Origin of the sequence: Facklamia sp. P12932 (assembly GCF_050409545.1) — a bacterium.
Taxonomy (GTDB): domain Bacteria; phylum Bacillota; class Bacilli; order Lactobacillales; family Aerococcaceae; genus Facklamia.
Window position 1 is genome coordinate 45,485 of the sequence record NZ_JBNUPG010000005.1, and the last position, 25,345, is coordinate 70,829.

Consider the following 25,345-nt stretch of genomic DNA (forward strand, 5'->3'; position numbering starts at 1 on the left):
TGCTTATGATTAATTTTCTGAAGACCCACCGTATTTTTTGATGATTTCTTCAGCGATTGATTTTGGAACATCTTCGTAGTGGTCGAATTGCATTGTAAATGTACCACGACCTTGAGTTGAAGAACGTAAAGTCGTTGCGTAGCCAAACATTTCTGATAAAGGAATGAATGATTTAACAATTTGTGCGTTTCCACGTGTTGAAGTACCTTCAATACGTCCACGGCGAGAGTTCACGTGTCCCATAACATCTCCTAAATATTCTTCAGGAACTGTTACTTCAACAGCCATCATTGGTTCAAGGATTGAAGGTTGTGCTTTCTTAGCAGCAGCCTTAAGTGCCATTGAAGCCGCAACCTTATAAGCTGTTTCAGAAGAGTCAACATCGTGATAAGATCCATCGTAAAGCTTAGCTTTGATATCTACTAATGGGAATCCTGCTAGGACACCATTTTCCATCGCATCTTTCAATCCTGCTTCTACTGCTGGAATGTATTCACGAGGAACAACCCCACCAACAATCGCATTCTCAAACTCAAAGCCAGCGCCTTCTTCATTTGGTTCAAATTCGATCCAAACGTGACCATACTGACCTTTACCACCTGATTGACGAACGAATTTACCTTCAGCTTGTGTCGCGGCACGGAAGGTCTCACGGTAAGAAACTTGTGGTGCACCAACCGTAGCTGAAACTTTAAATTCACGTTTTAAGCGGTCAACGATGATATCTAAGTGTAATTCTCCCATTCCGGCAATAATTGTCTGACCAGTCTCATGGTCAGTTGAAGCACGGAAGGTTGGATCTTCTTCAGCTAACTTAGCTAAGGCTAAGCCCATCTTATCTTGGTCAGCTTTTGAATCAGGTTCAATCGCTACCTCAATAACTGGATCAGGGAATTCCATTGATTCAAGAATAACTAAGTTATCTGGGTCACATAAAGTATCTCCAGTTCCTGTATTCTTAAGACCAACAGCTGCAGCAATATCTCCCGAGAATACTTCAGCAATTTCCTCACGAGAGTTAGCGTGCATTTGTAAGATACGACCTACACGCTCACGCGAATCTTTAGTTGCGTTTTGAACATATGAACCAGATGCCAATGTTCCTGAGTAAACACGGAAGAAAGTTAAACGACCAACGAATGGGTCTGTCATAACTTTGAAGGCTAAAGCTGCAAATGACTCACTGTCATCCGCATGGTGTTCAATTTCCTTTTCACTTCCTGGTTCGAAACCAATAATTGGTGGAACATCTAGTGGACTTGGTAAGTAATCAATAACACCATCTAGTAATAATTGAACCCCTTTGTTTTTGAAGGCTGTACCACAGAAGACTGGGTATAAGTCAACATTAACTGTTGCTTTACGGATAGCTTTTTTCAAAACATCTTCAGGAATTTCTTCCCCTTCAAGATAAGCCATCATAATTTCTTCATCAGTATCAGCTACTGCTTCAACTAAAGTTGTATAATATTCAGCAGCTTTTTCTTGATATTCTTCTGGGATATCTGTTTCTTCTATTTCTGTCCCCAAATCGTTATTATAAATATATGCTTTTTTATGAACAATATCGACGATTCCTTTGAATTCATCTTCAGATCCGATTGGAACTTGCATAGCTACTGCATTTGCGTCTAAGCGCTCATGAAGGGTTCTTAGTGAATATTCAAAGTCAGCTCCCATTTTGTCCATTTTATTAACAAATACAATACGAGGTACTCCATAGGTAGTAGCTTGACGCCAAACTGTTTCAGTTTGAGGTTCTACACCTGATTGAGCATCTAATAAGGCAACCGCTCCATCCAATACACGTAATGAACGTTCAACCTCAACCGTAAAATCCACGTGTCCTGGTGTATCGATGATATTTACACGGTGTTCTTTCCATTGAGCTGTTGTTGCAGCAGAAGTAATGGTAATACCACGTTCTTGCTCTTGCTCCATCCAGTCCATTTGAGCTCCACCATCGTGGGTCTCACCGATCTTATGGATCTTACCGGTATAATACAAGATACGTTCAGTAGTCGTTGTCTTACCAGCATCTATATGGGCCATAATTCCAATGTTACGAGTTTTCTCAAGAGAAAATGCTCTTTTTCCCATGTATATTTACCCCTCTTTCCTTTTTTGAATCATTATCTGTTAACAAAGAATCACTAAGTTAACAATACCATTATAAATCTTACCAGCGATAATGCGCAAAGGCTTTGTTAGCTTCTGCCATTTTATGCATATCTTCACGCTTACGTACAGAAGCACCTGTATTGTTTGCTGCATCCATAATTTCACGTGCTAGACGTTGTTCCATGGTTTTTTCACCACGTAAACGAGAATATGTCACTAACCAACGAATCGCTAAAGTATAACGACGCTCAGGTCTTACTTCAACTGGTACTTGATAGTTAGAACCCCCAACACGACGAGCTTTAACTTCTAATAATGGCATGATGTTTTCAATGGCTTGTTCGAAAACCTCCATTGGATCTTGGCCTGTTTGTTCACGGATTACATCAAATGCACTATATAAAATAGATGATGCTTTACCTCGCTTACCGTCAACCATTAAACGGTTGATTGTGCGAGTTACTACTTTAGAATTATAAATTGGATCTGGTAACACTTCACGTTTAGGAATATTCCCTTTACGAGTCATTTAAACTCCTCCTTTCGAAAAATCGGTGATTGTTATAATTATGATTTAGGTTTCTTAGTACCGTATTTAGAACGGCTTTGCTTACGGTCATTAACACCGGCAGTATCCAGCGCTCCACGAACGATATGGTAACGTACCCCTGGTAAGTCTTTCACACGTCCGCCACGGATTAGTACCACACTGTGCTCTTGCAAGTTATGGCCTTCACCTGGAATATAAGCTGTTACTTCCATAAGGTTAGATAAACGAACACGGGCATACTTACGTAAAGCAGAGTTCGGTTTCTTAGGAGTCATAGTCCCTACACGTGTACATACCCCACGTTTTTGCGGAGACATTGTTTTTGTGTTAGAACGTTTGAAGCTGTTGTAACCTACGTTTAATGCGGGTGAATTTGATTTACTTACTTTTGATTTACGAGGTTTATTAACCAATTGATTAATTGTTGGCATCAAAAGTCCTCCTTCCATTATTTTCTTAGTCCACACATCCAAGTGTGTCATTTATAAATATAAATTTTCCGCAGGCTTGAAATTTTCAAAACTGCGCTTCAGGGTGAATCTATAGCAGTCAGCACGACTGAGTTTCAGGTATCTGTCAATAAAAACACCTTTATTATCTTACCATGTAGTTTTTTCCTCGTCAATTAAATTTCGCATATATTTTAAAAACTTTTCTAGAGTTGTCAAACATATGTTACACAAGGTGCTTCTAAATGGGCATGCTTATGTCTTAGCGTCTAGCCCTCAAATTCTTTACTTTTGTCAAAGAGGAAAGCGGAGCAATCCTTGACAGAAATAAAGCCTAAAATAGGATGCATGCTAGCAACTAATTCTTTAAATCCTAAAAACTTAGAGCAAACCCCGCTAAAGTAACTGCTACATAGTAGGTATAAAACTTGTCGGGTTGCTTACTAGATAGGCGATGCGCACAAGCGAAAGTAAACTGAAGGCGCAGGGCATCACCACTGATAACAACTGCCATGGAAAAACCCGTTATAAAACACATTGAAAAATAGTTTAAGCTAGGCAAAATTATCGAAGGGAAAAGCTGATTGAGTTCTTGACTCATCACTTCAATCTTTTCAAAATCAAACCGATAGTTAAATAAAGTATCGATAAAAACTAGGATAATAAAATAATTAAGACCGGCGTAAAAAAACAATAATTTGTTGGATTTTTCAAAATCAAAGGATGCAATAATCAAAACTAAAAGAACACACAAGGCGCTACCCCAAATGCTATTTAAATTAAATTGCTGCTGCAAACTAGCTCCGGACAATAGCACCCATTAAGGCATGCATGAGCCCTACCAAGAATAGGCCGAATAGGCCAACAGAACCAAAACTAATAAAACATTGCAGTAGCTCTTGGCCTGAAGTCAGTCTCGTCCCTGTTACTACTCCCACATAGGCAAAAGCTATCGTCAATGTCTTTCGATTCAAATAGAAACACTCCTCTATCTATTTAAACAATTAAAAAGCGATGCATAACTATGGAATCATGCATCGCTTTCATTCTATTACATGGCCCAAAATGTTTGGTAATCTTTTGCTATAAAGGGATAAATTCATCTCTTTTTTAGTACCTTAAAAGAGCAGAAAACTGTTGTTTAATCCCTTCAACTTTTTCCAAAACGAGAGAAATTTTAACCCCTTGATCCATGGCTTTGATCACCCAATGATTTAAAGCCTCTCCATCTAATAAGTTGTCTGTAAAGTATTGAATCACCCATTCTTCGATACGCCCTTCATGGATCAGCCCTTTAATCTCTTCAAAATCATGAATGACTTTCCCTTGATTACGAGCTTTTTCAATTTGATCAATCTTTTCTTTTGCGAATTCTTGCTGATTTTGACTAAGGGTCTCTTTTAAAAGTTTGGTTTTCGCTTTAGCATCCAGGGATTGGAAGGGTTTGTCGATTGTTGAATCATAATAAATAGCGGTGTTTTCATTAACTTTTTGGTAATGGCCTATGTTCTCAACTGTTCCTGCTAATAAAATTGGCCGGTGATAATGTTTAGCTACTTCTTGCATTTTTTTATGCAAGTAATTGAAATATTTTGCGCGATCTAGATCTTTTTCTTCTGGAGTAGCTCGGTGTCCATGATGCATACCAGGCTCTTGACGTCCGCCATAAGAGTGTACATTGACTTGAGAGTCAGCGTCTAAATCATCATAAATCTCTGAAAAGTCTTTCACTTCAATCGCAGGGTCTAGAGTAAGGGCTTCGGCATTAAACTGGTTGGCATCAAAAAAGTCCACCGAATCTTTAGATATATCTGCAATGATTACTTCATGAAGTTCCTCATAATAAGCCAATAAAGGTAAAAGATAAAATTCATTTCCTAGATGAATCGAAGGTTTAAATTCATTACGTAAATAGGCAACTTCAACATCTTTAGGACTGATAAAAAGGGCTAGACCTTCTTTAGTTTGATCCCAAAAATTTTTATCGTTTCGAATTCTTTCAATTTCTTTTAAAATCTTATTTGCTTCATCTTTATCAACTTCTTCCAGCTTAGATTTAACTTGCTGAATTAGATTTTTAAATTGAATCAGGTCTTCTTGCCTATTTAAACCTCCACGATTAGTAGGCATATAAAGGGAAAGGCGCATCAAATCTTTTTGACTTTGTAACTCTCTTAAATTTGCAATAAAACTGTAACTCATCTTGATCCTTCCTTTCTATATTTTGTAAATAAAATCAATACTTAGGTCGTAAGCACTGTATTTTCCAACTTACTATTAAAATATTTGAAATAGACCTACTAATTAAAAGGTTATCACGGAAGCGCTTTATTGTCTAATTAAAGACCTTAAAAAAACCAAAAGTAGATGAAACTACTTTTGGTTATATGATTAGCAACTGTTAAGCTGGGTGTTTACGAGCATCTATATGCCTATATTTTTCTGCTTCCTCATCAAATTTTCTAATGACATATGGACAACTGGGATATATTTTTTTACCTTGCTGTTGCATATCTGCTACTAACTCATCTAAAAGCTTACCAGCAATTCCTTGACCTCTAAGACTATCTGAAGTAAAGGTATGGTTAGCCACCACTAACTTTTCATCATCAGTATCTCGATAAGTTATCTCGGCAATCATCTCGTTTTCTTCATTACGTAAAACAATGGCATGATCTTCTCTTAAAAATTCCATTACTAGCCCTCCTTAATTGTGTTAATTCTATAATAACCTATTAATCGCAAAAATTAAAAAAATATGATTTGCCATATCAATATTTAAAAATTCGTAGAAATAAATGAAAGACTATTTATAAAAGGTGCTTTCTAGTCGCTTATCTGGAATAATCCATAATAAAGCTATCGCCACATATATTAGATAAGAAATTAGAGGCTGATAAAAAGCAAAAATCAAAGCAAGAATATAAAAAACAATCGAACCTTTCCCTTTGAAATCCTTGCCAATCTTTTTAGCTAAATCTGAATCCTTGCCATTCACCCGAATAATTTCTGTTTGTAAAATATTATAAGAAACAGCACACATTAGTAAGATGAATCCATAAAAAAAGGCTGGTAGTTTAACAGAAGGGTTTAAGCCCATCCATTCCGTGAAAGTTGGTATCAAAGACATAAAAAAGAGCCAAAATAAGTTACGCCATAAAATTTTACCATTGACTGTTTTTAAAACGGCTAATAAGTGATGATGATTGGCCCAGTATATCCCCACATATGCATAACTTAGTATATAGGCTAATAGAGTCGGATATATTTCTTTCAATCCAGCTAGGTCTAAACTAGCTGGGGGTTGTAATTTTAAAACCATGATAGTAATAACAATTGCTAAAACTCCATCGCTAAACGCTTCTGCTCTACTTGTATTCATAGTATTCTCCTTTATTTAATGTTGAGAGGTTTAGATTTTTAACTATTTCAAAAGAAACACCACAAACAAATCTCTATCCAGTTTGTGGTAATTTCTTAATCAATTCAATTCTTAATTATTTCTTAATGTTGGGAATAAGAGGACATCACGAATGGATTGTGAATCCGTTAATAACATTACTAAACGGTCAATACCAATTCCTAAACCTCCAGTTGGAGGCATTCCGTGCTCTAATGCTTCTAAGAAATCTTCGTCAACTGGATGCGCTTCGTCATTTCCAGCATCTTTTTCTGCCATTTGAGCTTCAAAACGTTCTCTTTGATCAATTGGATCCGTTAACTCTGTAAAGGCATTCGCATATTCTTTACCAACAATAAACAATTCAAAGCGGTCGGTAAAACGTGGATCCTCTTCGTTTTTTCGAGCCAATGGTGAAATTTCAACCGGATGTCCATAAACAAAAGTAGGCTGAACTAATGTATCTTCTACCTTTTCTTCAAAGAAGTTATTAATAATATGTCCTACTGACAAATCGTGGTCTTCAACTGGGACTTGATGTTCTTTAGCTAAAGCTTTAGCTTCTTCTAGAGTCATCTCTTGCCAGAAATCGACACCAGTTTCTTCTTTAATTAAATCAACCATATGGCGACGTGCCCACGGCGTTTCCAAATCTACCTTTTTACCATCATAATCAATCATAGCAGTCCCTAAGACTTTCTTGGCAACATGGCGAATCAACCCTTCTGTTAAGTCCATAATATCCGTATAAACTGTATAAGCTGTATACACTTCAATCATAGTGAATTCAGGGTTATGGGTAGTATCAATTCCTTCATTACGGAAGACACGACTGATTTCGTATACTTTTTCCATACCGCCTATTACTAAACGCTTCAAATGTAATTCTAAAGCAATCCGTAAGTATAGTTCCATGTCTAATGCATTATGATGTGTAATGAAAGGTCTAGCTGACGCTCCACCTGCTAGATTATGTAAGACAGGAGTTTCAACCTCTAGATAATCTAAATCGTCTAAATAATGTCTCACTTCGCGAATAATCTTTGAACGGTTGACAAAGCGATCAAAACTTTCTTCGTTGGCAATTAGGTCTAAATAACGTTGGCGATATTTCTGTTCAACGTTTGTCAAACCATGGAATTTATCAGGTAGTGGTCTTAAAGCTTTTGTTAAAGGAATAAACTCCTTTGCTTTAACTGAAAGTTCCCCTGTTTTTGTCTTAAACAAGTTACCGCGAACCCCCACAATATCTCCTAAATCGGCAGCGTTCCACCAAGTAAAGGCAGCTTCACCCACTTGATCCTGGCGAACATAAATCTGCAACTTACCTTTCATGTCTAACAGGTGAGCAAAACCTGCTTTTCCTTTTCCGCGCTTAGAAACGATACGGCCAGCAATAGAAACTTCAATCGCTTCTTTTTCTTGCAAGTCTTCTTTGGATAAGTGATCATACTTTTCAATTAAAGCCTTTGAATAGTCACTGCGTTCAAATCCTGCAGCAAAAGGATTGACTCCTGCTTCAGACATTTCTTGCATCTTTTGTCTTCTGACTACTAACTGGTCATTTAATTCTTCAAATTCTGGATTATCTTTTACATCAGACATTGGCTTTCCTCCCACTATTTCTTTATACTGTCCCTTTCATTTTACATGAAGTCGTTCAGTTTGTCATGGTGATAATAGAGCGATCTTATTGATTAGCTAAGATCGCTTTTAATTCTTCTTCACTAAATTGATAAGTCGCACTACAATATTGGCAAATAACCTCTGCTCCCTTATCCTCGTCAATCATTTGCTGTAACATATTAGAATCCAAAACTGCAAGTGACTTACGAAAGCGCTCTTTACTACATGGACAATAAAATTCAACTGGTTGCTGCGAAATAACTCGGCTATTATTCAATCCAACTAATGAATCCAAAAGATCTGTAATCGCTTCTGATCCGTCGATTAACTCTGACAACGAACCAAGCGACTTAATCCTTGTTTCCAGTTGATCAATCACTTCGTCAGATGTCCCAGGTAAAACTTGAATCATAAAGCCCCCAGCTGATTGAACTGATTCATCTGGATTGACAAGCACACTCAAGCCAATAGAAGAGGGAGTTTGTTCCGATACTGCCATATAGTAAGTAAAATCTTCGCCCAGTTCACCTGAAATAAGCTCAACTTGGCCAGTAAAAGCTTCTGAATCCGCAAGGTATTTACTGACCTTCAAACTACCAGGAAGCCCAACCGCTCTCGCTACATCCAACTTGCCTTTACTATTTAACTCTAAAGCCACGTTCGGATTTGATACATACCCTCTAATTCGACCTTGGGTATCGCCATCACAAGAGATTAATCCTAAAGGACCATTACCTTTAATCTGAACAAGCAGGTGGTCATCCCCTTTTAGATTGGCTGACAAGAGAGCTGTAGCAACCAAGCTTCGCCCCAATGCAGCTGTAGCCGTATGCCACGTTTGATGTTTTTCTTGTGCTCGCTTAACTAAGTCCGTCGCATCTACTACAAATACGCGTATTTGATCATCAAAAGCTAATGCTTTGATTAACTGCCCTTTCATTTTTTCCCTTCTTTCTATTTCATTCGATGATAAAAGACAGGCGAGGGCCTGTCTTTTAACTTAACTATTTGACTTCGTCCTTTGAATCCAAATCTTCGTTAGAATTTTCTTTAGGGTCATCTTCCAAAGATTTTTGTTTAGACTCTTCAAAGTCAGACGGATCTTCCACAACTTCTGCTGCTTCCGTTTCATCTAATTTAGGCATTTCACCTGTTTCAAAAAGAGCTTTAATTTGGCGAGCATCTAAGGTTTCAACTTCTAAGAGCTTTTCTGCGATCAGATTTAACTGTTCTCGGTGCTCATTAATAATACGATAAGCTTCCATTAAAGCTTCCTTCATAATACGGTGAATTTCCTTATCAATTTCATAAGCCACTTGCTCAGAATAAGAGGTATGGTCTTCTGTACCATAGCGACGTCCTGCAAATGGTTGGCTATCACTCTCATATTGAACGGTTCCAATTGTTTCAGACATCCCGTAACGAGTCACCATACTACGTACTATAGCTGTCGCTTGACGGAAGTCATCACTGGCTCCTGTTGACTGATGGTTAAAGACAATTTCTTCCGCCGCACGACCTCCTAAAAGACCTACAACTTGCTCAAATAATTCTTTATAGGTAACAATGTATTGATCTTCTTTAGGAAGCATAATAGCATAGCCACCTGCACGACCACGTGGAACGATAGTCACCTTATGGACTGTACGGGCTTCACTTAAAACCATACCAATTACAGTATGTCCTGCTTCGTGGTAAGCAACCGTTTTTCTTTGACGCTCCGAAACGACAGCATCTTTTTTAGCAGGTCCTGCAATCACACGATCATGTGCTTCGTCTAAATCAGGCGCTGTAATTTCTTTACGGTCAAAGCGGGCTGCAATTAAAGCTGCTTCGTTTAAAAGATTTTCTAAATCGGCTCCTGAAAAACCGGGTGTTTGTTGAGCAATCACTTTCAAGTCAATATCAGAAGCTAACTTTTTATTACGAGAGTGAACTTTCAACACGGCTTCTCTGCCTTTAACATCTGGATTGCCTACTAGTATTTGACGGTCAAAGCGCCCAGGACGTAAAAGAGCCGGGTCCAAGACATCTGAACGGTTAGTCGCAGCCATAACAATGACACCTTCATTTCCTTCAAAGCCGTCCATTTCAACAAGCAGTTGGTTAAGTGTTTGCTCACGTTCATCGTGGCCCCCACCCATACCTGCTCCTCTTTGTCGGCCTACAGCATCGATCTCGTCAATAAAAATAATAGCTGGTGCTTCTTTTTTTGCATTTTCAAATAAATCACGGACACGTGAAGCTCCCACTCCAACAAACATTTCGACGAACTCAGAACCTGAGATTGAGAAGAAAGGCACACCTGCTTCACCAGCAACGGCTTTTGCAAGTAAGGTTTTACCTGTACCTGGAGGTCCTTCTAAAAGCACTCCAGCTGGTATTCTTGCACCTAGAGCTGTAAACTTCTTAGGCTCTTTTAAAAACTCAACAATTTCAACTAGCTCTTGTTTTTCTTCATCGGCACCGGCAACGTCAGAGAATCTAACTTTGACTTTTTGTTTTGAGACATCTTTAGACTTAGACTTACCAAAGTTCATGACACCCTTTCCGCCACCACCACTAGCTTGCATCATGGTATACATCAAGAAAAAGCTAGGAATCAGTAATAGTAGGATAGGTAAAAAATTTAACCAAATACCTGCTGAAGACTCCGGCATTGATTTAAATTTTACATTTTTCTCTTTGGCTAATTCAGTCACTTGGCTAATGGTCGAATCATTTGGTAAGATATCTGTCTCAAACAATTGAGTTTTACTATCACCTTTGATGACTTCAACCGCTTTATCACTCGTTTTGTTTTCAGCTTCTATCGGTTGATACTTACCTTTCACATGATAAACTCCTGCTCCCGGTTGCATCTCAAATTCAGCAATTTTATCGGCTTCAAGTTGTTGAACAAATTCAGATATCGTGATCTTTTTAGTAGAATTTAAAAACGATCCACCATCTGTCATTAAACTAAAGCCGCCTAAAATAGCCAAACCGATTAAAATAGAAACGAGGGTGTTTCGAAAGGGATTTCGAAAGGGATTTCGATTTGGATTAGGTTTTTGCATTCGTTTCTTTCTCCTTAACTTCGATTATTGATTAAAAATATACTTAATCTTTTGATAAAAATAATTAGTCTCACTGACTATTTTAAGAATAGATTTCAGCTTTTAAGACCCCAATATAAGGTAGATTACGATATTTTTGATCATAATCTAATCCATATCCTACTACAAACTCATTAGGAACTTCAACTCCGACATAGTCTACTTTGACATCTGCTTCTATACGACGCTCTGCCTTATCTAGTAGACTGCATATTTTGATAGAATTGGCTTTACGAAAGTTTAGTAGATCCATGATATACTTTAAAGTTCTTCCAGTATCAATAATATCTTCGACTATTAAGATATCCTTGCCTTCTACACTGCTATTCAAGTCTTTTATTATTTTGACTTCACCAGAAGACTCTGTAGCTGATCCATAACTTGAAACATCCATAAAGTCAATTTCTACATAGCAATCCATCTGACGGATTAAATCTGCCATAAAAAGAGCGGCTCCACGTAAGATACCTACTACCAGCACTTCTTTCCCTTGGTAATTCGCTGTAATTTCTTTACCTAGTCGTTGGACAGTAGCTCGTAATTCTTCTTCTGTTACAAGTACTTTTAAAACATCTTGTTCTAACATATTGACTCCTTTTCTTTCTCAAAGTGTATTAATGTATTTTAACATAACTCTTTATTTTCTTGCACCTTTTTAGTACATCTTTTGAATCAAAAGGTAATGTGTAATATTTTCTGGTTTTTGTGGTTGGTACTTAGAGGAACTCTGATGACCAATCATCCAAATCACTTCGTTAGTGTCATTAACAATTAACCAAATTTTATCTCTTACGGATGAAGGGATTTTTTCATCAATTAAGATTCTAGAAATTTTCTTGTGATAAGCTCCTTTGCTTGACTTCAACTCAATCAAATCCCCGTCTTGACGATGACGAATATGAAAGGCGGGGGGATTCTCTTCTTCTGATAGGTCAAGTGCCAAGAAATCATCTACTGCCTTACGCATTTGATTATTAACAAAAGAGCGGTTGAAAAGACCAATCCATAGCCCATTCCCTAGGCTAAACCACTTATTATTGGTAGATAAGTCCACTCGATAATCAGAAAGAGCTGGTGCTTTTCTTTCTTCCGGCTCGATAAAGATGTAATCATATTCTCGACGCGACACCCATCCTGGAGCTAAATTAAAGCGGTAATTTGGTGTTTCAGTATTTAAAATTTGATCCAGCAAGTGACTGATAGCCTCTTTATCATATTGACCAGCCACTTCTATAAAGCGCTCTTCGAAAAAAATGGTCAAAAAGACTTCTCTAAAATCATCAGACAATTCACGCCATTTTTTAACATCAAAGGCCCAACGCTTGTCTTCAAGTTTAGCTAATAATAATGGTTCTTGACACATATAAGTCTCATAATGTGCTTGGTAGGAAGAGGTCAGCTGTTGTTGCATCGCAAATAAATTATGATAAAATTGCGGATTTTCAAGTTCAATTTTAGGTAAGTACTGCTTGCGAATACGATTTCTTAAATATTCTGTTTCATGATTGCTTTCATCTTCATAGTAAACAATCTGGTGGTTCTCAGCGTATTGATAGAGCTCTGCTTTTCTAAAATTAATTAAAGGACGCATCAAGGCTGTCACAGTAATTTCATTATTACTAGCTTTCATGACTCTTTGATAATTATCACGTATTCCCGTCAATCCTTTTAACGAAGTCCCTCGAATCATTCGCATAAACATAGTTTCAACAGCATCGTCTAGATGATGGGCGGTCATTAAACAGTCCCCTTTACTAGCATCTAAAACATCAGCTAGAAATTGATAACGTGCTTGTCTAGCATTTGCTTCAATATTTGACTTGCTTGGACTCTCCCACTTAGATACAAAGTAAACCAATTGATGACTCTTAGCCGTGTTTACAACTAAGGTCTGTTCTTTATCATGAGTTTCGGGGGATCTTAGTCGATGGTTAAAATGAGCCACTACTAATTGCCGATCCCTATATTCATTTAATTGAACCAACTCTATCATTAAATGGAGGAGAACCATCGAATCAACGCCTCCAGAAATAGCTAAAACAATCGTTTTGCATTCTTCCCAACCGGGCCAAGATTCTACTTTATTCTTAAATTGTCGAAAGGTTGCTTCCATAGCTTACCACCTCTGCCTCGTTCAAAATAAAGACTGCAAATAGACTGGCTAAAGTCTATTGCAGTCGGCAATATTTTATCAATTAACTACGGCGTCCACCACGTCCGCCTCGTTTTCCTTCAGTATTACGTTTCAGTGAAATTAAACGATCTTCACTATCTTTCAAGAAATTACTCATTAATTGATCGAAATCATCATTGTTTTTTTGAGCATATTTACCAGAAACATTTTGGTTAGGATAAGAGTTACCCTTGCCTTGCGGAACTTTTGGATATTCTTGATGGAAATTGCGACGAGCAGCTTCTTTTGGTTTACGATACTTGGCAGTAGACCCATCATTATTCTTTTTATCTTGATAAGAGTTGGCTGGTTTATCAACTGCTTGGCGTATTGATAAGCCGATCTTTCCATCATCAGCTACCGAAACCACCTTCACGGTGACTTCATCTCCCAATGATAATACTTCGTTGATGTCATTAACAAACCCATCTGAGATTTCACTTATATGGACTAATCCTGATTGATTATTATCTAAGGCAACAAAGGCTCCAAAATTTTTGATTCCTGTAACCTTACCTGTAACTTTTTGTCCTACTTCTACCGCCATATAATTCTTTTTCCTCCTATTAATACTTTAATTTTTTTACTGTTCACTTGACTCTTCGTTTAGATCGAAGATTATTTCGTTATCTTTTGAAAAAAAGTAATCTTTGCGGGCCAATTTGGCAATATAATCTTTGTCTTTTGATAAAATATACTCTTTTTCTGCCTGCTTGTTTTCCGCTTTAACCTTATTCAATCTCTCTTCCGCTTGAACCAATTGACTGTTGACTTCACTTTGCTTATGAAGCGCTTGAAGAAGCGAGAAAAGCGATAAACAAGTCAAAAAGACCCCTACTGAAAACGCTATATACTTTAATAAAGACTCCTGTTTGCTTTTTGAAGGGCTTATATGACCTGCGCTTTGATCAAAGGGGATGATTTTACGATTGGCTGACTGATTATTTTTTTCATTCAATTTTTTCACCACTCTCTCATTTTTGAGTATAGCAGTAATTTAATAAGAATGCACCCTATAATATTTGGTTTTTAATTAATTTTAGTGAATTCTTCACTAATTAATTCATACATCTTCGCTGCGTCTTCTTTTTTAGTTGACTCTTGTAATTCTTTTACTTTTATTGTCATTACACGGTTACCAAAAGTAATGGTTATTTCATCATCTACTTTGACAGTCGAACTTGATTTAGCAACTTGACTATTAATCTGAACTCTTCCTTGGTCTGCTACTTCTTTAGCTACGGTTCTTCTCTTAATAATTCGCGATATTTTTAAAAATTTATCTAAACGCATACTTTAATACTCCTTTTTACTTTAGTGCATGATTTAAATCTTTTTGACGCTGTTGATAATTTTGCTTAATTTGATAGGCTTGCTCTAATAATTTCTTTAAGAGACTTAAAATTTCATAACTCTCTTTTCCTTGAATGGTCAATTTAACCAGCATTCGATCTTTAGGTTTAGTGACTGTTTCTCTCGCTTGAACATCCTGCAGGGCTTGATAAATATTAGGGCCATAGAAAAATTGTGTGGCTTCTTCGCTGAAAGTCAAAACGACATATTGGTGCTGCCTTTTAATAGTAAGCATGCCCGTTTGACTAGCTAAATACCGGAGTAAAGCGATATCTAATAAGTCAGCTACTTGGTCAGGGTATTCACCGTAGCGATCAATTAATTGATCTTGAACCTCGCGATAAGAATCTAAGGAATCAATTCGTTGGATAGCTTTATAAGCTGCAATTTTTTGGCGTTCATCTTCAATATAACTAGCAGGTAGATAGGCATCAATGGCTAAGTCAATTTCAGTATCACTTTGATTGAATACTGCCTGCTGGTTTTCTTTACCTTGCTTTTTGTCGACCGCTTCTTTCAATAATTGAGAATATAAATCAAACCCGATGGAATCGATAAAGCCAGATTGTTGTGCCCCTAAAAGATTGCCTGCTCCACGAATTGAAAGGTCGCGCATAGCAATTTTAAAACCAGATCCCAATTCGGTGAATTCACGAATGGCATTCAGTCGTTTTTCACTGACTTCACTTAATTGCTTCATAGGATCATACATTAAATAAGCATAAGCGAGTCGATTGGTTCGCCCCACTCTTCCTCTTAGTTGGTAAAGAGTGGATAAGCCCATTTTATCTGCATGGTCAATAAATAAAGTGTTGGCATTAGGAATATCGACTCCCGTTTCAATAATAGTAGTCGTCACTAATAAGTCATAGTCTCCTTGAACAAAGTCATATAGAACATTTTCTAATTCAATTTCACTCATTTGACCGTGAGCAACCGCAACACGTGCCTCAGGAACTAATTGAGCGAGTTCTTCTGCACGATGATAGATAGTAGCTACACGATTATAAAGATAAAAGGCCTGTCCTCCGCGAGCAATCTCACGTTCCAAGGCAGATTTAATGGCCCCTTCATTCCGTTCCATTACATAGGTCTGGACAGGATAACGATTACTCGGCGGTGTTTCAATCACAGATAAATCTCTCACTCCAATCATCGACATATGAAGAGTTCGAGGTATTGGAGTAGCTGTTAATGTTAAAACATCCACTTGCGATCTTAATTGCTTCAATCGCTCTTTATGTTTCACACCAAAACGCTGTTCCTCATCGACGACTAATAAGCCTAAATCTAAAAATTCAATATCTTTCGATAAAATCCGGTGAGTTCCCACTACAATTTGACAAGCGCCTACCTTTAAGTCTTTGATTGTCTCTTTTTGATTAGTCTTGGTCACAAAACGACTAAGCATCCTGATATTGAATGGATAATCAGCGAATCGTTCAATCAATGAATTGTAATGTTGTTGAGCCAATATAGTTGTTGGCACCAAGAAGGCTACTTGCTTACCATCCATCACCGCCTTAAAAATGGCTCGCATGGCTACCTCAGTTTTTCCATAACCAACATCCCCAATTAATAAACGATCCATCGGTCTTTCTTTTTCCATATCTTTCTTTATTTCTGAAGCTGATTGTAGCTGGTCAGGCGTTTCTACATAAGGAAAAGCATTTTCGAACTCTTGCTGTTCAGGACTATCTTCACTAAAGGCAAAGCCCTTGTCTTTTTCACGTTTAGCATAGAGTTCAATCAACTCATCCGCAATATCTTCAATTTTACTTGAAACTTTTTGCTTAGTTTTCGTCCATTCTGTACCACCTAAACGATGAATTTTAGGTGTTTTAGCTTCACCAGAGGCAACATATTTTTGAATAAGATGCAATTGGTCAATGGGCACCATCACTTTGGCGTTATTTTGGTATTCAATAACTAGTAAATCACGATGGGAACCAGCAATTTCCATGGTTTCCATTCCAGTATAGCGGCCAATCCCATGATTAATATGGACCACGTAATCGCCAGTTTCCAGTTCATTATAAGATTTTATTCGCTCAGCATTAGAAAGTTTTTGTTGTTTAATCACTTTCTTCTTCATACGATTAAACAATTCTTTTTCTGTCAGTAAAACCCATTTATCATTTGGTAACTCGAAGCCATGGCTTAGGTTTCCAATGAGCAGGTTTACCTGGCCTGGCAGAAAATCATCTTGTTCTTGGATATGTATCGGATCAATTTGATATTCAGCAAATAGTTGCCGCACCTTTTCGGCCCGCTTTTTTGATTCAACAATAATTTGAATATTTTGATTTTGATTCAACCAATGATCTATCTCTGCTTTTATTAATGGCATCTGATGATAAAAGGCATTCATTGTCCGGTAAGAAAAATGATGAATACTAGCTAATGCCTGCTTGCCCATACTCTTTTGAATCAAATCAAAGAAGATGACTGCATGCTTACTTTGATTAATTTGATCGAATGCTGATAACTTTAATGGTTGATTGGGAAATAGATGACCCTTTAAGGTTTCCTGTTCCAACCAAAATTGATCATGCTCAATTAATTGGATTTCTTCTTGATGAATTTTTGAGAACTCATTGACTACTAAACGCCCTGAAACATGCATATAATCCAAAAGGGAATGCCCCTTAGGATCGTAAAAAGATAAAAAAGCTTGGCTCTTATCAAGTGTTTGATTATGGTTTAAACCTTCAAGCTGCTCACCCATAAATTGCTTTAGCTTTTGTTTCATCTCTTCATCTTTGATTTTTTTACTCGCCTTCTTAATTGCTTCATCCAATTGCTCTTTAATACTTTCTTGTTGTTTTTTAGTAAATAGCACATCAGTAGCAGGTTCAATCTTTATCGTTTGAAGGTTTTTCTTTGAAACTTGGCTTTCTGCATCAAAGTAACGGATAGAATCGAGTTCCACATCAAAGAAATCTAAGCGAATAGGAGAGGGAGCGGTTAGAGGATAAAAGTCAATGATACTCCCCCTTACAGAGAACTCCCCGGGGGTCATAACCATTGCTACTTTTTGATAACCTAGTTCAAATAAAATATTTTCTAAGTCTTCTCTTTCAATCTCATAACCAATCGTCAATTCCAATTGGTTGGCTAACCAATCTTCAACTGGCGAAAGTCGCTTACGAATACCAGACACATTGGTTAAAGCAATAACAGGCTCTTTACTCAATAAGGCTTGTAAACATTCTACTCTTTGCGCCCGACCTTCTAGAGAAGCTGTAGAATATTCTAGCGCCAAACTCTCTTCCGCAGGAAAAGAATATATAGCGACATTAGGTAGCAAGCTGGAAAGATCTTCAAACATTTGGATTAAGTGATTCGGATTGCTTTCCAGTATAATCATTTGACTCGGAGCCTCTTGATATAGTTTAGCGATATATATTGCTTTCCCACTACCATCTAGACCCGTCACTAAATGAGGAAGATTAGAATTATTTGCTTTATTTATAGTATTTATACTTTGATCAAAGGCTGCCGTTTGCAACTTATCTAACATCAAATCTCTCCTTATACATCCAACACAAAAACATGAAGCAGGGATATCCTTACTCCATGATTATTTTCTATTATAAAAATTCATTACTTCACTGTAAGGTTTTCCACCAACCCAGTCTGTTAAAGCATTCGCTGCATGATCAATTGCTTGAGTAACAAGTGGTAAGCTGTCCTTATCAAAAGGAGCTAAAACATGATCAATGACCTTCCAACCTGCTTGTGGACGGCCAATCCCAACTCTTATACGCTTAAAGTCATTCGTTCCAAGCATATGAATAATCGATTTCATGCCATTATGCCCACCGGCAGAACCTTTTTCACGAAGGCGAATACGCCCTGGTTCGAGATCTAAATCGTCATAGACTACTATTAAATCCTCTACCGCAATACCATAATAAGACATTAAGGGTAAAACAGCTTGTCCCGAATTATTCATATAGGTAAAGGGTTTAACTAATAAAATCTTATCTGATTGATTCCGCCAAATGGTAAAATCTGCATCAAATTTTTGATCAGTAAAGTTTAAGCCTTCTTTATCTACTAAACGATCGATTGCTTCAAAGCCAGCGTTATGTCGCGTATTGGCATAACGTTCACCTGGGTTACCGAGACCAACAATCATTTTCAAGAGCGACACCTCCATAAGATATACAATTAATTATACCATAGCTTGCATCACAAAATAAGAAAGAGCCTTACTCAATAACAAGTAAGCCTCTTTAAAACTTGAAAGTTTAAAATTCGATTTCAACCGCATTAGTTAATATGTCTCGATAAGAAAATGATACACGATCCACATTGTCTTCCTCATCTAAGTCAACAATAAAAATTGACCGATAAGTTTCAGCAAGTGTTCCACGACGCTCTCGTTTCTTCTTACGCCCCATTTGAACAGTTACAACAATCTCTTCTCCAACTCTTCCATCAAGCATTGACTTGATTTCAATCAGGTCTTTTGGCATCTTATCACCTCATACCATATTATATCACAAATTCTTAAATTTTACAATATAACATAAGTAAGAATAACTTGCAATGTATTATCGTCTAACAATTATTCTATTAATTTCTTTCACTTAAAATGTTAAAAAGCTTAATAAACTCATCCAAATTTAATGTTTCAGCGCGACGGCTAGGTAAAATATCCGCCTTAGCAAAGCAACTTTCTAAGTAAGTTGCTTCTTGATTGGGATAATAAACTTTTAAATTATTCCACAAGGTTTTTCTACGTTGTTTAAAGCAAGCTTGAACAAACTGTTGAAATGACCTACTGTTTTTAAAGTTGTGAGATGGATTTTCTAAGCTCGTTAATTTTAACACAGCAGAATCGACATTGGGTCTGGGCATAAAAACAGTGGGAGGGACAATAAATGCTAATTCCGCTTTCATTTGAAGCTGAATAGCCACTGTTAGTGAATTATAAGCTTTGGTTCCTACTTGCGCAGTCATGCGCTCAGCTACTTCCTTTTGCATCATCATGACTAAAGAATCAAAGGACAACTGGCTAGCTAGTAAATGCATAATGATAGGCGTCGTAATATAATAAGGTAAATTAGCGACCACCACTAAGCGTTTACTTTGGTGTAAGTAAGCATAATCTGATTGACTAAAATCAACTTTTAAAATGTCTCGATGAATAACTTCAACGTTTTCATAGGGAGATAGGGTATCTTGAAGAATATTTACAAAACGTTGATCTATTTCAAATGCCAACACTTTCTTAGCAGATAAGGCCAAAAACTCTGTCAGAGCACCTATTCCTGGACCTATTTCGATAACGGTTGTTTCTGAATCAATCTCTGCTACTTCTACTAACCTTTGTAGAATTTGAGGCTCTACTAAAAAGTTTTGCCCTAAACTTTTCTTCATTTTTATATCATACTGCTTCATAATCGAACTTGTACGACTGGGTGTTGCTATTAGTTTATGATCAATATCTTTATTCACTTTCTTCCCTCCTTTTTAAATAAGCTAGTATCTCTTGACGACTTACTTGGTACTTAGCCAATTGCTTTTGTAACTGCTTAGCGTTAACGTGTCCTAAATTAAAATGATTAGCTACTGTCTGCCTTAAAACATTGGCTTGCTCTGTTCCAGCTAGACCCATAGCCACCAGTTCTGCCATGGGTATCGGTTTTAATTCTTTTTGAGGCGACATCTTTGTTACTTTACTTAAGGCTGCTTGAATATCGGCTGCACTGGCATGTTCAATTCCCAAAGAATCTTTTTTACGATGTGAATTTGCAGCTTCTTGACTTAAAAAAGCTTCTTTAACGCTTGGAATTTGAGTACGAATAATTCTGCGAATGCGCTCGCCAGGATAATCAGGATCAGTAAAGACTATTACGCCAAATTGCTTATTAGCTTCTTCAATTCGGCTGAGGATTTCTTGATCAATGGCCGACCCATTGGTTTCAATCACTTTAATACTTGGGCCAAAAATCTGATTAAGACGTTGGGTATCAGATCGACCTTCTACTACCACCACTTCGGTGGGCACTTCTATTTCTTTCATTAAGCTTCCTCTTCTGGTTGCCAATTAAATAGCTTAAAGGCGTTTTCACTTGTTATCCGGGCAACTTCTTCGACGGAAAGGTTTCTAACTTCAGCCAACTTTTCCGCTACATACTTAACGAAAGCTGGTTCATTTTGCTTTCCTCTCATTGGATCAGGGGCTAAGTAAGGAGCATCTGTTTCGATCAATAGTTTATCTAGTGGTGTAATGGCCGCAGCTTGACGGACATCTTCCGTCTTTTTAAAAGTGACCACCCCACTAAAAGATAAGTGCATACCTAAATCTAAAAAGCGCTTCGCCTCCTCAGGTCCTTCTCCAAAAGAGTGCATAATTCCCCCAGCTGCTGGAAGCCCTTCTTCCTTAAGAATTCGGTAGCAATCTTTGGTTGCTTCGCGATTATGAATAGTAATTGGTAGATTATGTTCCTTGGCAATGGCTATTTGCCTTCTAAAGACTTTAGCTTGAATATCTTTGGGAGAGGTATCCCAATGATAATCCAAACCTATTTCACCTAACATTTTGACACGATCTAATTCTAACCACTTATGTAAATCGTCTTCAAAAGCTTGATCATAATAAATGGTTTCGGTGGGATGACAACCTACCACACTAATCAAATGCTTATGCTCTTGGCTAAGCGTTAGACTGCGCTCGATGGTAGGACGATCAAAACCAACAACTGCTAAAAAACCGACGCCTGCTTCTTTAGCTCTTTGTAAATATTCTTCTTCTTTCCCATGAAATTGGGAGACATTTAGATGAGTGTGTGTATCAAATAATTTCATTTTTTCCTCTCCAATCTTTTGTTATTTTAACATAACTCGTTCTTTTCAAACAGATAGGCTCATTAAACATAAAAAGGACAAGTGCGAATACTTGTCCTTTTTATTCTTTTTACCCAATCAGTGAACCATTTTTGGCTTGATCTGGGGCAAAAACTAAATGTAAATCTTTGCCACTTTCAGCAGATAAAATCATACCTTGACTAATATGACCCATCATCTTTCTCGGTTTAAGATTTGCCACAACCAAGACTTTTCTGCCAATTAACTCTTTGAAATCCGGATAGTATTTTTTAATACCCGATAAGATTTGACGATGACCTTGGTCACCTGCATCCAGTCTAAAGCGTAACAACTTATTGGAGCCTTCTACTTCGTCGACATCAATAACTTCTGCTACTTTAATTTCAGTTTGAATAAAATCATCAAATGCTACTTCTGCCGTTTCAGCATAGCTTAACTGAATTGCTTCCGGGTCCCAGTCAGGATCAGATACTGTTAAATTAGCTGAAGAAATATCCTTTTGACTTTCAAGAGACATGGCTTCTTGTAAATAAGTAATCTCTTCTTCCACTTCCAAACGAGGAAAGATAGGAACACCTTTTTTAATTACCTGCGCATTTTCTGCAAATTGACCAAAAACTAGATCGCTTAAATTAGCGTTTATTTCTTCCTCAACACCCAATTGTTTGAAGATTTCCAATGGAGCCTGTGTCATAAAAGGTCTTAATAAATGACCGATGATGCGTAAGCTTTCTGCCAAATGGAACATTACAATGGCTAAACGATCTGTTAATTGTGAGTCTTTTGCTAAATTCCAAGGTTCAGTTTGATCAATATACTTGTTAGATCTAGAAACAATCGCCATTAAGGCGTCAATCGCTTTATCAAAAGCCATTAATTCCATTTTTTCATGGTATGCTTCTAAATGATCTGTTAAATAATTAGTGAACTCTTTATCCAAATCATTTTGTGACTGCAAAACTTGCTTGTTAGGTACGGCACCTTGGAAGTATTTATTAATCATCGCAACAGTACGGTTGAGCAAGTTTCCTAAGTCATTGGCTAATTCAGTATTGATGCTTTTAACGAAGTCTTCTGGTGTAAATACAGAATCACTCCCCAAACTCATCCCTCTTAAAAGATAGTAACGAGTCGCATCAAGACCATATCGTTCAATCAAAGTCTCTGGGTAAATCACATTCCCTTTGGATTTAGACATCTTGCCATCTTTCATAACAATCCAACCATGGGCATAAATACGTTTCGGTAAAGGAAGATCTAAAGCCATTAATAAGGCGGGCCAATAAATCATATGGAAGCGCGAAATATCTTTGCCTAAGACGTGAATATCCGCAGGCCAAAACTTTTTAAAAGCTTCATCATTATCGCTACCATAACCTAAAGAGGTGATATAATTAGATAGTGCATCAATCCATACATAAACAACATGTTTAGGATTTGTCTTCACTGGGATTCCCCAACTGAAGGAGGTCCTTGATACTGCTAAGTCTTCTAAACCAGGTTTGATAAAGTTATTAATCATTTCATTTTTTCGAAATTCAGGTAAAATCACTTGATCATCGGATTCGTAATATTCAATTAACCGATCCGTATATTTGGCTAATTTAAAGAAATAAGATTCTTCTTTTACTAGCTCTACTTCATGGCCGGAAGGAGCAATTCCTCCCACGACATTACCCTTTTCATCTTTAAAGACTTCCGCTAGCTGCGTTTCGGTAAAATACTCCTCATCACTGACTGAATACCAACCTGAATATTCACCCAAATAAATATCGCCTTGTTCTAATAATTGGTCAAAAATCTTTTGAACCGCTTGAACATGATAGTCGTCAGTAGTACGAATAAAATGATCATTAGTTATTTCTAGTTTTTGCCAAAGCTTTTGAATTTCTTCAGCCATTTCATCAACATATGCTTTGGGCTCTAAATTTAATTCCTCAGCTTTTTGTTCAATCTTTTGACCATGTTCATCAGTTCCAGTTACAAAGAAAACATCGTAACCCATTAAACGCTTATAGCGTGACATGGTATCAGCAGCTAGAGTGGAATAAGCATTTCCTATATGCAATTTACCACTGGGATAATAAATCGGTGTTGAAATATAAAAAGTTTTTTGTTCGGTCACGGATGAGTGCCCCTTTCAAATAAATTATCTCTCATATTATATCATAGATTAGAAGCAGTCTTTTGCTTAATTAAATGATTGTATAAAAAAAGAGTCAGTTTCCTGACTCTCATTAATTTTTATAAGACTCTTACCGCAAACGATGGGGTAAATGTTGAAATGTTTGAGTAACCTAAAGGTGTGCCTGGTTGAGAAGCATGAATATAATTTCCTCCACCAGTTGCTAAAGCAACGTGGTAAGTTCCTCCAGGACTACCCCAGAAGTATAAGTCACCTGCTTGTGCTTGGTCTATTGAAATTCTAGTGCCCGCATTTTCTTGAGCACCAGTCCATCCACCAATTTCCATACCATAGGTCTCTTTGAAAACATATTGAACAAACCCTGAACAGTCAAATCCTGCTGGAGATTTACCTCCCCATACATAAGGGATACCAATATATTTTTCAGCATTTCCGATTAATGATCCAGTATTATAAGACAAGTCTGGCGCTTGGACTTCTTCAATTACTTCTGCAGTGGTTGCAATCACTTCAACCGCTGTTGTTTCTAATGGCTCAAGACTCGTTTCAACAACTTGTGTTGTTTCAACTGGCGCAACAGTGGTTTCGATAGCTTGTGTTGTCTCAATAGGCTCTAAACTTGTTTCTACTGCTTGAGTTGTAACAACTGCTTCTTCACTTTCAATTGTCTCTAGTGAAGCAACTACTTCATATGAAACTTCTGCTGTTTGTGTAGTCTCTTGAGATGTTTCAATTGTTTCTAATGGTGCTACTTCTGAAGTTACAACATCTTCACTAGATTCAACAACTGCTTCTTCAACTGCTTGTGTGTTCTCAATAATTGCTACTTGAGTTACCGCTTCAAAGGCCGCTGCTTCTGCTTCTAGAGCTAGACGGTTTTCTTCAGCTAATTCTGCTTGTCTAGTTAATTCTGCGTAAGCTAATTCTGCTGAAGCTGTTTCAACTTCTAAATCACCTTTTAATGCTTCTAAGCTGATCATTTTATCAACTTTTGTTGCTTTAGCTTTTTCAGTCGCTACTTTTTTAGCTTCAACACTTGCCATGTCTTCTTTTTGACTATTTAATAAATCCTTATTAGAAGAAACCAGCTTGATAATTACATCCATTCGTCCAACGAAATCAGAAAGTGATTCTGAAGATGCTAAAATATTTAGGTAGTTGGTAGTTCCACCTTTTTCTTGAATAGCAACCGCTTGTTCAGCAATTAACTCTTGACGCTTGTCAATCATTTCTTGTAGTTCTTCAATTTCTTGGTTTAATAATTCAATTGTTTGGTTATCGTCTGAAATCGAATTTTGAAGTTGCTCAGCCTCTTCTTTAATTGTTTCAATTTGATTGTATGAATTTACTAACTGAGCATATAGCTGAGTTTGTTCAGCATTTAAATTATTTACTTGATAATCAATGTTTGCATTAACACCCTCAATATCTTGAGCATAGATTGGTAAACTACCAACTGATGAAAGTATAATTGATGAAGTTAATAATGTCGTTAATAGCTTCTTAGAAAATTTGATTTTCATTCTTATTAGCTCCTCTTTGAACTTTTATTTAAATATATCTATTGATACTTTTCTCTTAACAAG

Annotated in this window: 24 protein-coding genes; all 24 read right to left on the bottom strand. The window is 37.1% G+C overall.

All coding sequences use genetic code 11. The features are described from left to right. Positions 1 to 9: 9 nt before the first annotated feature. The 24 genes from fusA to ACQV2P_RS03715 all read right to left on the bottom strand — a co-directional run bounded on the left by fusA (position 10) and on the right by ACQV2P_RS03715 (position 25,282). The gene (fusA, locus tag ACQV2P_RS03600; RefSeq protein WP_428873229.1) at positions 10 to 2,100 is read right to left on the bottom strand and encodes an elongation factor G; all 2,091 of its coding nucleotides are present in this window, start codon (positions 2,098 to 2,100) and stop codon (positions 10 to 12) included. A gap of 79 nt (positions 2,101 to 2,179) precedes the next feature. Then, a complete protein-coding gene (gene rpsG / locus ACQV2P_RS03605) occupies positions 2,180 to 2,650 on the bottom strand; it encodes a 30S ribosomal protein S7 (protein WP_090289529.1) in 471 nt (156 codons plus the stop codon). A gap of 38 nt (positions 2,651 to 2,688) precedes the next feature. Further along, the gene (gene rpsL / locus ACQV2P_RS03610; protein WP_258436774.1) at positions 2,689 to 3,102 is read right to left on the bottom strand and encodes a 30S ribosomal protein S12; all 414 of its coding nucleotides are present in this window, start codon (positions 3,100 to 3,102) and stop codon (positions 2,689 to 2,691) included. 391 nt (positions 3,103 to 3,493) lie between these two features. Then, positions 3,494 to 3,916 carry a hypothetical protein gene (locus ACQV2P_RS03615; protein ID WP_428894634.1) on the bottom strand — a complete coding sequence of 141 codons (423 nt, stop codon included), beginning with the start codon at positions 3,914 to 3,916 and terminating at the stop codon, positions 3,494 to 3,496. A gap of 1 nt (position 3,917) precedes the next feature. Beyond that, entirely contained in the window at positions 3,918 to 4,094 is a 177-nt protein-coding gene (locus ACQV2P_RS03620) for a hypothetical protein (RefSeq protein WP_428875351.1), read from the bottom strand. Positions 4,095 to 4,230: 136 nt separating this feature from the next. After that, entirely contained in the window at positions 4,231 to 5,322 is a 1,092-nt protein-coding gene (locus ACQV2P_RS03625) for a hypothetical protein (RefSeq protein ID WP_428894635.1), read from the bottom strand. Between the two features lie 199 nt (positions 5,323 to 5,521). Next, entirely contained in the window at positions 5,522 to 5,815 is a 294-nt protein-coding gene (locus ACQV2P_RS03630) for a GNAT family N-acetyltransferase (protein WP_428873224.1), read from the bottom strand. Between the two features lie 111 nt (positions 5,816 to 5,926). Beyond that, positions 5,927 to 6,502: a TMEM175 family protein gene (locus ACQV2P_RS03635; protein WP_428873222.1), complete on the bottom strand. Its 576-nt coding sequence runs from the start codon at positions 6,500 to 6,502 to the stop codon at positions 5,927 to 5,929. 111 nt (positions 6,503 to 6,613) lie between these two features. After that, entirely contained in the window at positions 6,614 to 8,125 is a 1,512-nt protein-coding gene (gene lysS / locus ACQV2P_RS03640; RefSeq protein ID WP_428873220.1) for a lysine--tRNA ligase, read from the bottom strand. 85 nt (positions 8,126 to 8,210) lie between these two features. Then, positions 8,211 to 9,086 carry an Hsp33 family molecular chaperone HslO gene (hslO, locus tag ACQV2P_RS03645; protein ID WP_428894636.1) on the bottom strand — a complete coding sequence of 292 codons (876 nt, stop codon included), beginning with the start codon at positions 9,084 to 9,086 and terminating at the stop codon, positions 8,211 to 8,213. Between the two features lie 64 nt (positions 9,087 to 9,150). Then, on the bottom strand, positions 9,151 to 11,205 hold the full coding sequence (ftsH, locus tag ACQV2P_RS03650; RefSeq protein ID WP_428894637.1) for an ATP-dependent zinc metalloprotease FtsH: 2,055 nt from the start codon (positions 11,203 to 11,205) through the stop codon (positions 9,151 to 9,153). Between the two features lie 82 nt (positions 11,206 to 11,287). Continuing rightward, positions 11,288 to 11,830, bottom strand: coding sequence for a hypoxanthine phosphoribosyltransferase (gene hpt, locus ACQV2P_RS03655; RefSeq protein ID WP_428873216.1), 543 nt, complete (start codon positions 11,828 to 11,830; stop codon positions 11,288 to 11,290). Positions 11,831 to 11,899: 69 nt separating this feature from the next. Then, complete coding sequence (gene tilS, locus ACQV2P_RS03660; protein WP_428873214.1) at positions 11,900 to 13,357, bottom strand: tRNA lysidine(34) synthetase TilS; 1,458 nt, start codon at positions 13,355 to 13,357, stop codon at positions 11,900 to 11,902. Positions 13,358 to 13,439: 82 nt separating this feature from the next. Further along, positions 13,440 to 13,964 carry a S1 domain-containing RNA-binding protein gene (locus ACQV2P_RS03665; protein WP_428873213.1) on the bottom strand — a complete coding sequence of 175 codons (525 nt, stop codon included), beginning with the start codon at positions 13,962 to 13,964 and terminating at the stop codon, positions 13,440 to 13,442. 36 nt (positions 13,965 to 14,000) lie between these two features. Continuing rightward, positions 14,001 to 14,384 (bottom strand): FtsB family cell division protein, encoded by a 384-nt coding sequence (locus tag ACQV2P_RS03670; RefSeq protein ID WP_428873212.1) that lies wholly within the window; start codon positions 14,382 to 14,384, stop codon positions 14,001 to 14,003. A gap of 62 nt (positions 14,385 to 14,446) precedes the next feature. Then, complete coding sequence (locus ACQV2P_RS03675; RefSeq protein WP_428873211.1) at positions 14,447 to 14,710, bottom strand: RNA-binding S4 domain-containing protein; 264 nt, start codon at positions 14,708 to 14,710, stop codon at positions 14,447 to 14,449. A 16-nt stretch (positions 14,711 to 14,726) separates the two neighbouring features. Then, positions 14,727 to 18,293: a transcription-repair coupling factor gene (gene mfd / locus ACQV2P_RS03680; protein WP_428894638.1), complete on the bottom strand. Its 3,567-nt coding sequence runs from the start codon at positions 18,291 to 18,293 to the stop codon at positions 14,727 to 14,729. A gap of 60 nt (positions 18,294 to 18,353) precedes the next feature. Further along, on the bottom strand, positions 18,354 to 18,920 hold the full coding sequence (gene pth / locus ACQV2P_RS03685) for an aminoacyl-tRNA hydrolase (protein ID WP_428873208.1): 567 nt from the start codon (positions 18,918 to 18,920) through the stop codon (positions 18,354 to 18,356). A gap of 106 nt (positions 18,921 to 19,026) precedes the next feature. Beyond that, positions 19,027 to 19,254, bottom strand: coding sequence for a Veg family protein (locus tag ACQV2P_RS03690; RefSeq protein ID WP_428873206.1), 228 nt, complete (start codon positions 19,252 to 19,254; stop codon positions 19,027 to 19,029). Positions 19,255 to 19,354: 100 nt separating this feature from the next. Beyond that, positions 19,355 to 20,182 carry a 16S rRNA (adenine(1518)-N(6)/adenine(1519)-N(6))-dimethyltransferase RsmA gene (gene rsmA, locus ACQV2P_RS03695; RefSeq protein WP_428873343.1) on the bottom strand — a complete coding sequence of 276 codons (828 nt, stop codon included), beginning with the start codon at positions 20,180 to 20,182 and terminating at the stop codon, positions 19,355 to 19,357. 49 nt (positions 20,183 to 20,231) lie between these two features. Further along, entirely contained in the window at positions 20,232 to 20,807 is a 576-nt protein-coding gene (gene rnmV / locus ACQV2P_RS03700) for a ribonuclease M5 (protein WP_428873205.1), read from the bottom strand. After that, positions 20,807 to 21,592, bottom strand: a complete 786-nt coding sequence (locus ACQV2P_RS03705) for a TatD family hydrolase (protein WP_428882176.1) — start codon at positions 21,590 to 21,592, stop codon at positions 20,807 to 20,809. The genes rnmV and ACQV2P_RS03705 overlap by 1 nt, the downstream gene beginning before the upstream one ends. 109 nt (positions 21,593 to 21,701) lie before the next feature. Then, positions 21,702 to 23,738 (bottom strand): methionine--tRNA ligase, encoded by a 2,037-nt coding sequence (metG, locus tag ACQV2P_RS03710; protein WP_428882178.1) that lies wholly within the window; start codon positions 23,736 to 23,738, stop codon positions 21,702 to 21,704. Between the two features lie 119 nt (positions 23,739 to 23,857). Beyond that, complete coding sequence (locus tag ACQV2P_RS03715; RefSeq protein ID WP_428894639.1) at positions 23,858 to 25,282, bottom strand: NlpC/P60 family protein; 1,425 nt, start codon at positions 25,280 to 25,282, stop codon at positions 23,858 to 23,860. Positions 25,283 to 25,345 lie beyond the last annotated feature (63 nt).

What these genes read in the sequence shown, in the direction of transcription:
- ACQV2P_RS03675 (WP_428873211.1), bottom strand. Translation starts at nt 14,710, where the DNA reads ATGCGTTTAGATAAATTTTTAAAAATATCGCGAATTATTAAGAGAAGA.
- ACQV2P_RS03690 (WP_428873206.1), bottom strand. Translation starts at nt 19,254, where the DNA reads ATGCCAAAAGACCTGATTGAAATCAAGTCAATGCTTGATGGAAGAGTT.
- mfd (WP_428894638.1), bottom strand. Translation starts at nt 18,293, where the DNA reads ATGTTAGATAAGTTGCAAACGGCAGCCTTTGATCAAAGTATAAATACT.
- ACQV2P_RS03635 (WP_428873222.1), bottom strand. Translation starts at nt 6,502, where the DNA reads ATGAATACAAGTAGAGCAGAAGCGTTTAGCGATGGAGTTTTAGCAATT.
- hpt (WP_428873216.1), bottom strand. Translation starts at nt 11,830, where the DNA reads ATGTTAGAACAAGATGTTTTAAAAGTACTTGTAACAGAAGAAGAATTA.
- ftsH (WP_428894637.1), bottom strand. Translation starts at nt 11,205, where the DNA reads ATGCAAAAACCTAATCCAAATCGAAATCCCTTTCGAAATCCCTTTCGA.
- rpsL (WP_258436774.1), bottom strand. Translation starts at nt 3,102, where the DNA reads ATGCCAACAATTAATCAATTGGTTAATAAACCTCGTAAATCAAAAGTA.
- lysS (WP_428873220.1), bottom strand. Translation starts at nt 8,125, where the DNA reads ATGTCTGATGTAAAAGATAATCCAGAATTTGAAGAATTAAATGACCAG.
- ACQV2P_RS03665 (WP_428873213.1), bottom strand. Translation starts at nt 13,964, where the DNA reads ATGGCGGTAGAAGTAGGACAAAAAGTTACAGGTAAGGTTACAGGAATC.
- hslO (WP_428894636.1), bottom strand. Translation starts at nt 9,086, where the DNA reads ATGAAAGGGCAGTTAATCAAAGCATTAGCTTTTGATGATCAAATACGC.
- rpsG (WP_090289529.1), bottom strand. Translation starts at nt 2,650, where the DNA reads ATGACTCGTAAAGGGAATATTCCTAAACGTGAAGTGTTACCAGATCCA.
- rsmA (WP_428873343.1), bottom strand. Translation starts at nt 20,182, where the DNA reads ATGAAGCAGTATGATATAAAAATGAAGAAAAGTTTAGGGCAAAACTTT.
- ACQV2P_RS03625 (WP_428894635.1), bottom strand. Translation starts at nt 5,322, where the DNA reads ATGAGTTACAGTTTTATTGCAAATTTAAGAGAGTTACAAAGTCAAAAA.
- fusA (WP_428873229.1), bottom strand. Translation starts at nt 2,100, where the DNA reads ATGGGAAAAAGAGCATTTTCTCTTGAGAAAACTCGTAACATTGGAATT.
- ACQV2P_RS03630 (WP_428873224.1), bottom strand. Translation starts at nt 5,815, where the DNA reads ATGGAATTTTTAAGAGAAGATCATGCCATTGTTTTACGTAATGAAGAA.
- rnmV (WP_428873205.1), bottom strand. Translation starts at nt 20,807, where the DNA reads ATGAAAGAAATAGAAGTGCCCACCGAAGTGGTGGTAGTAGAAGGTCGA.
- tilS (WP_428873214.1), bottom strand. Translation starts at nt 13,357, where the DNA reads ATGGAAGCAACCTTTCGACAATTTAAGAATAAAGTAGAATCTTGGCCC.
- ACQV2P_RS03715 (WP_428894639.1), bottom strand. Translation starts at nt 25,282, where the DNA reads ATGAAAATCAAATTTTCTAAGAAGCTATTAACGACATTATTAACTTCA.
- ACQV2P_RS03705 (WP_428882176.1), bottom strand. Translation starts at nt 21,592, where the DNA reads ATGAAATTATTTGATACACACACTCATCTAAATGTCTCCCAATTTCAT.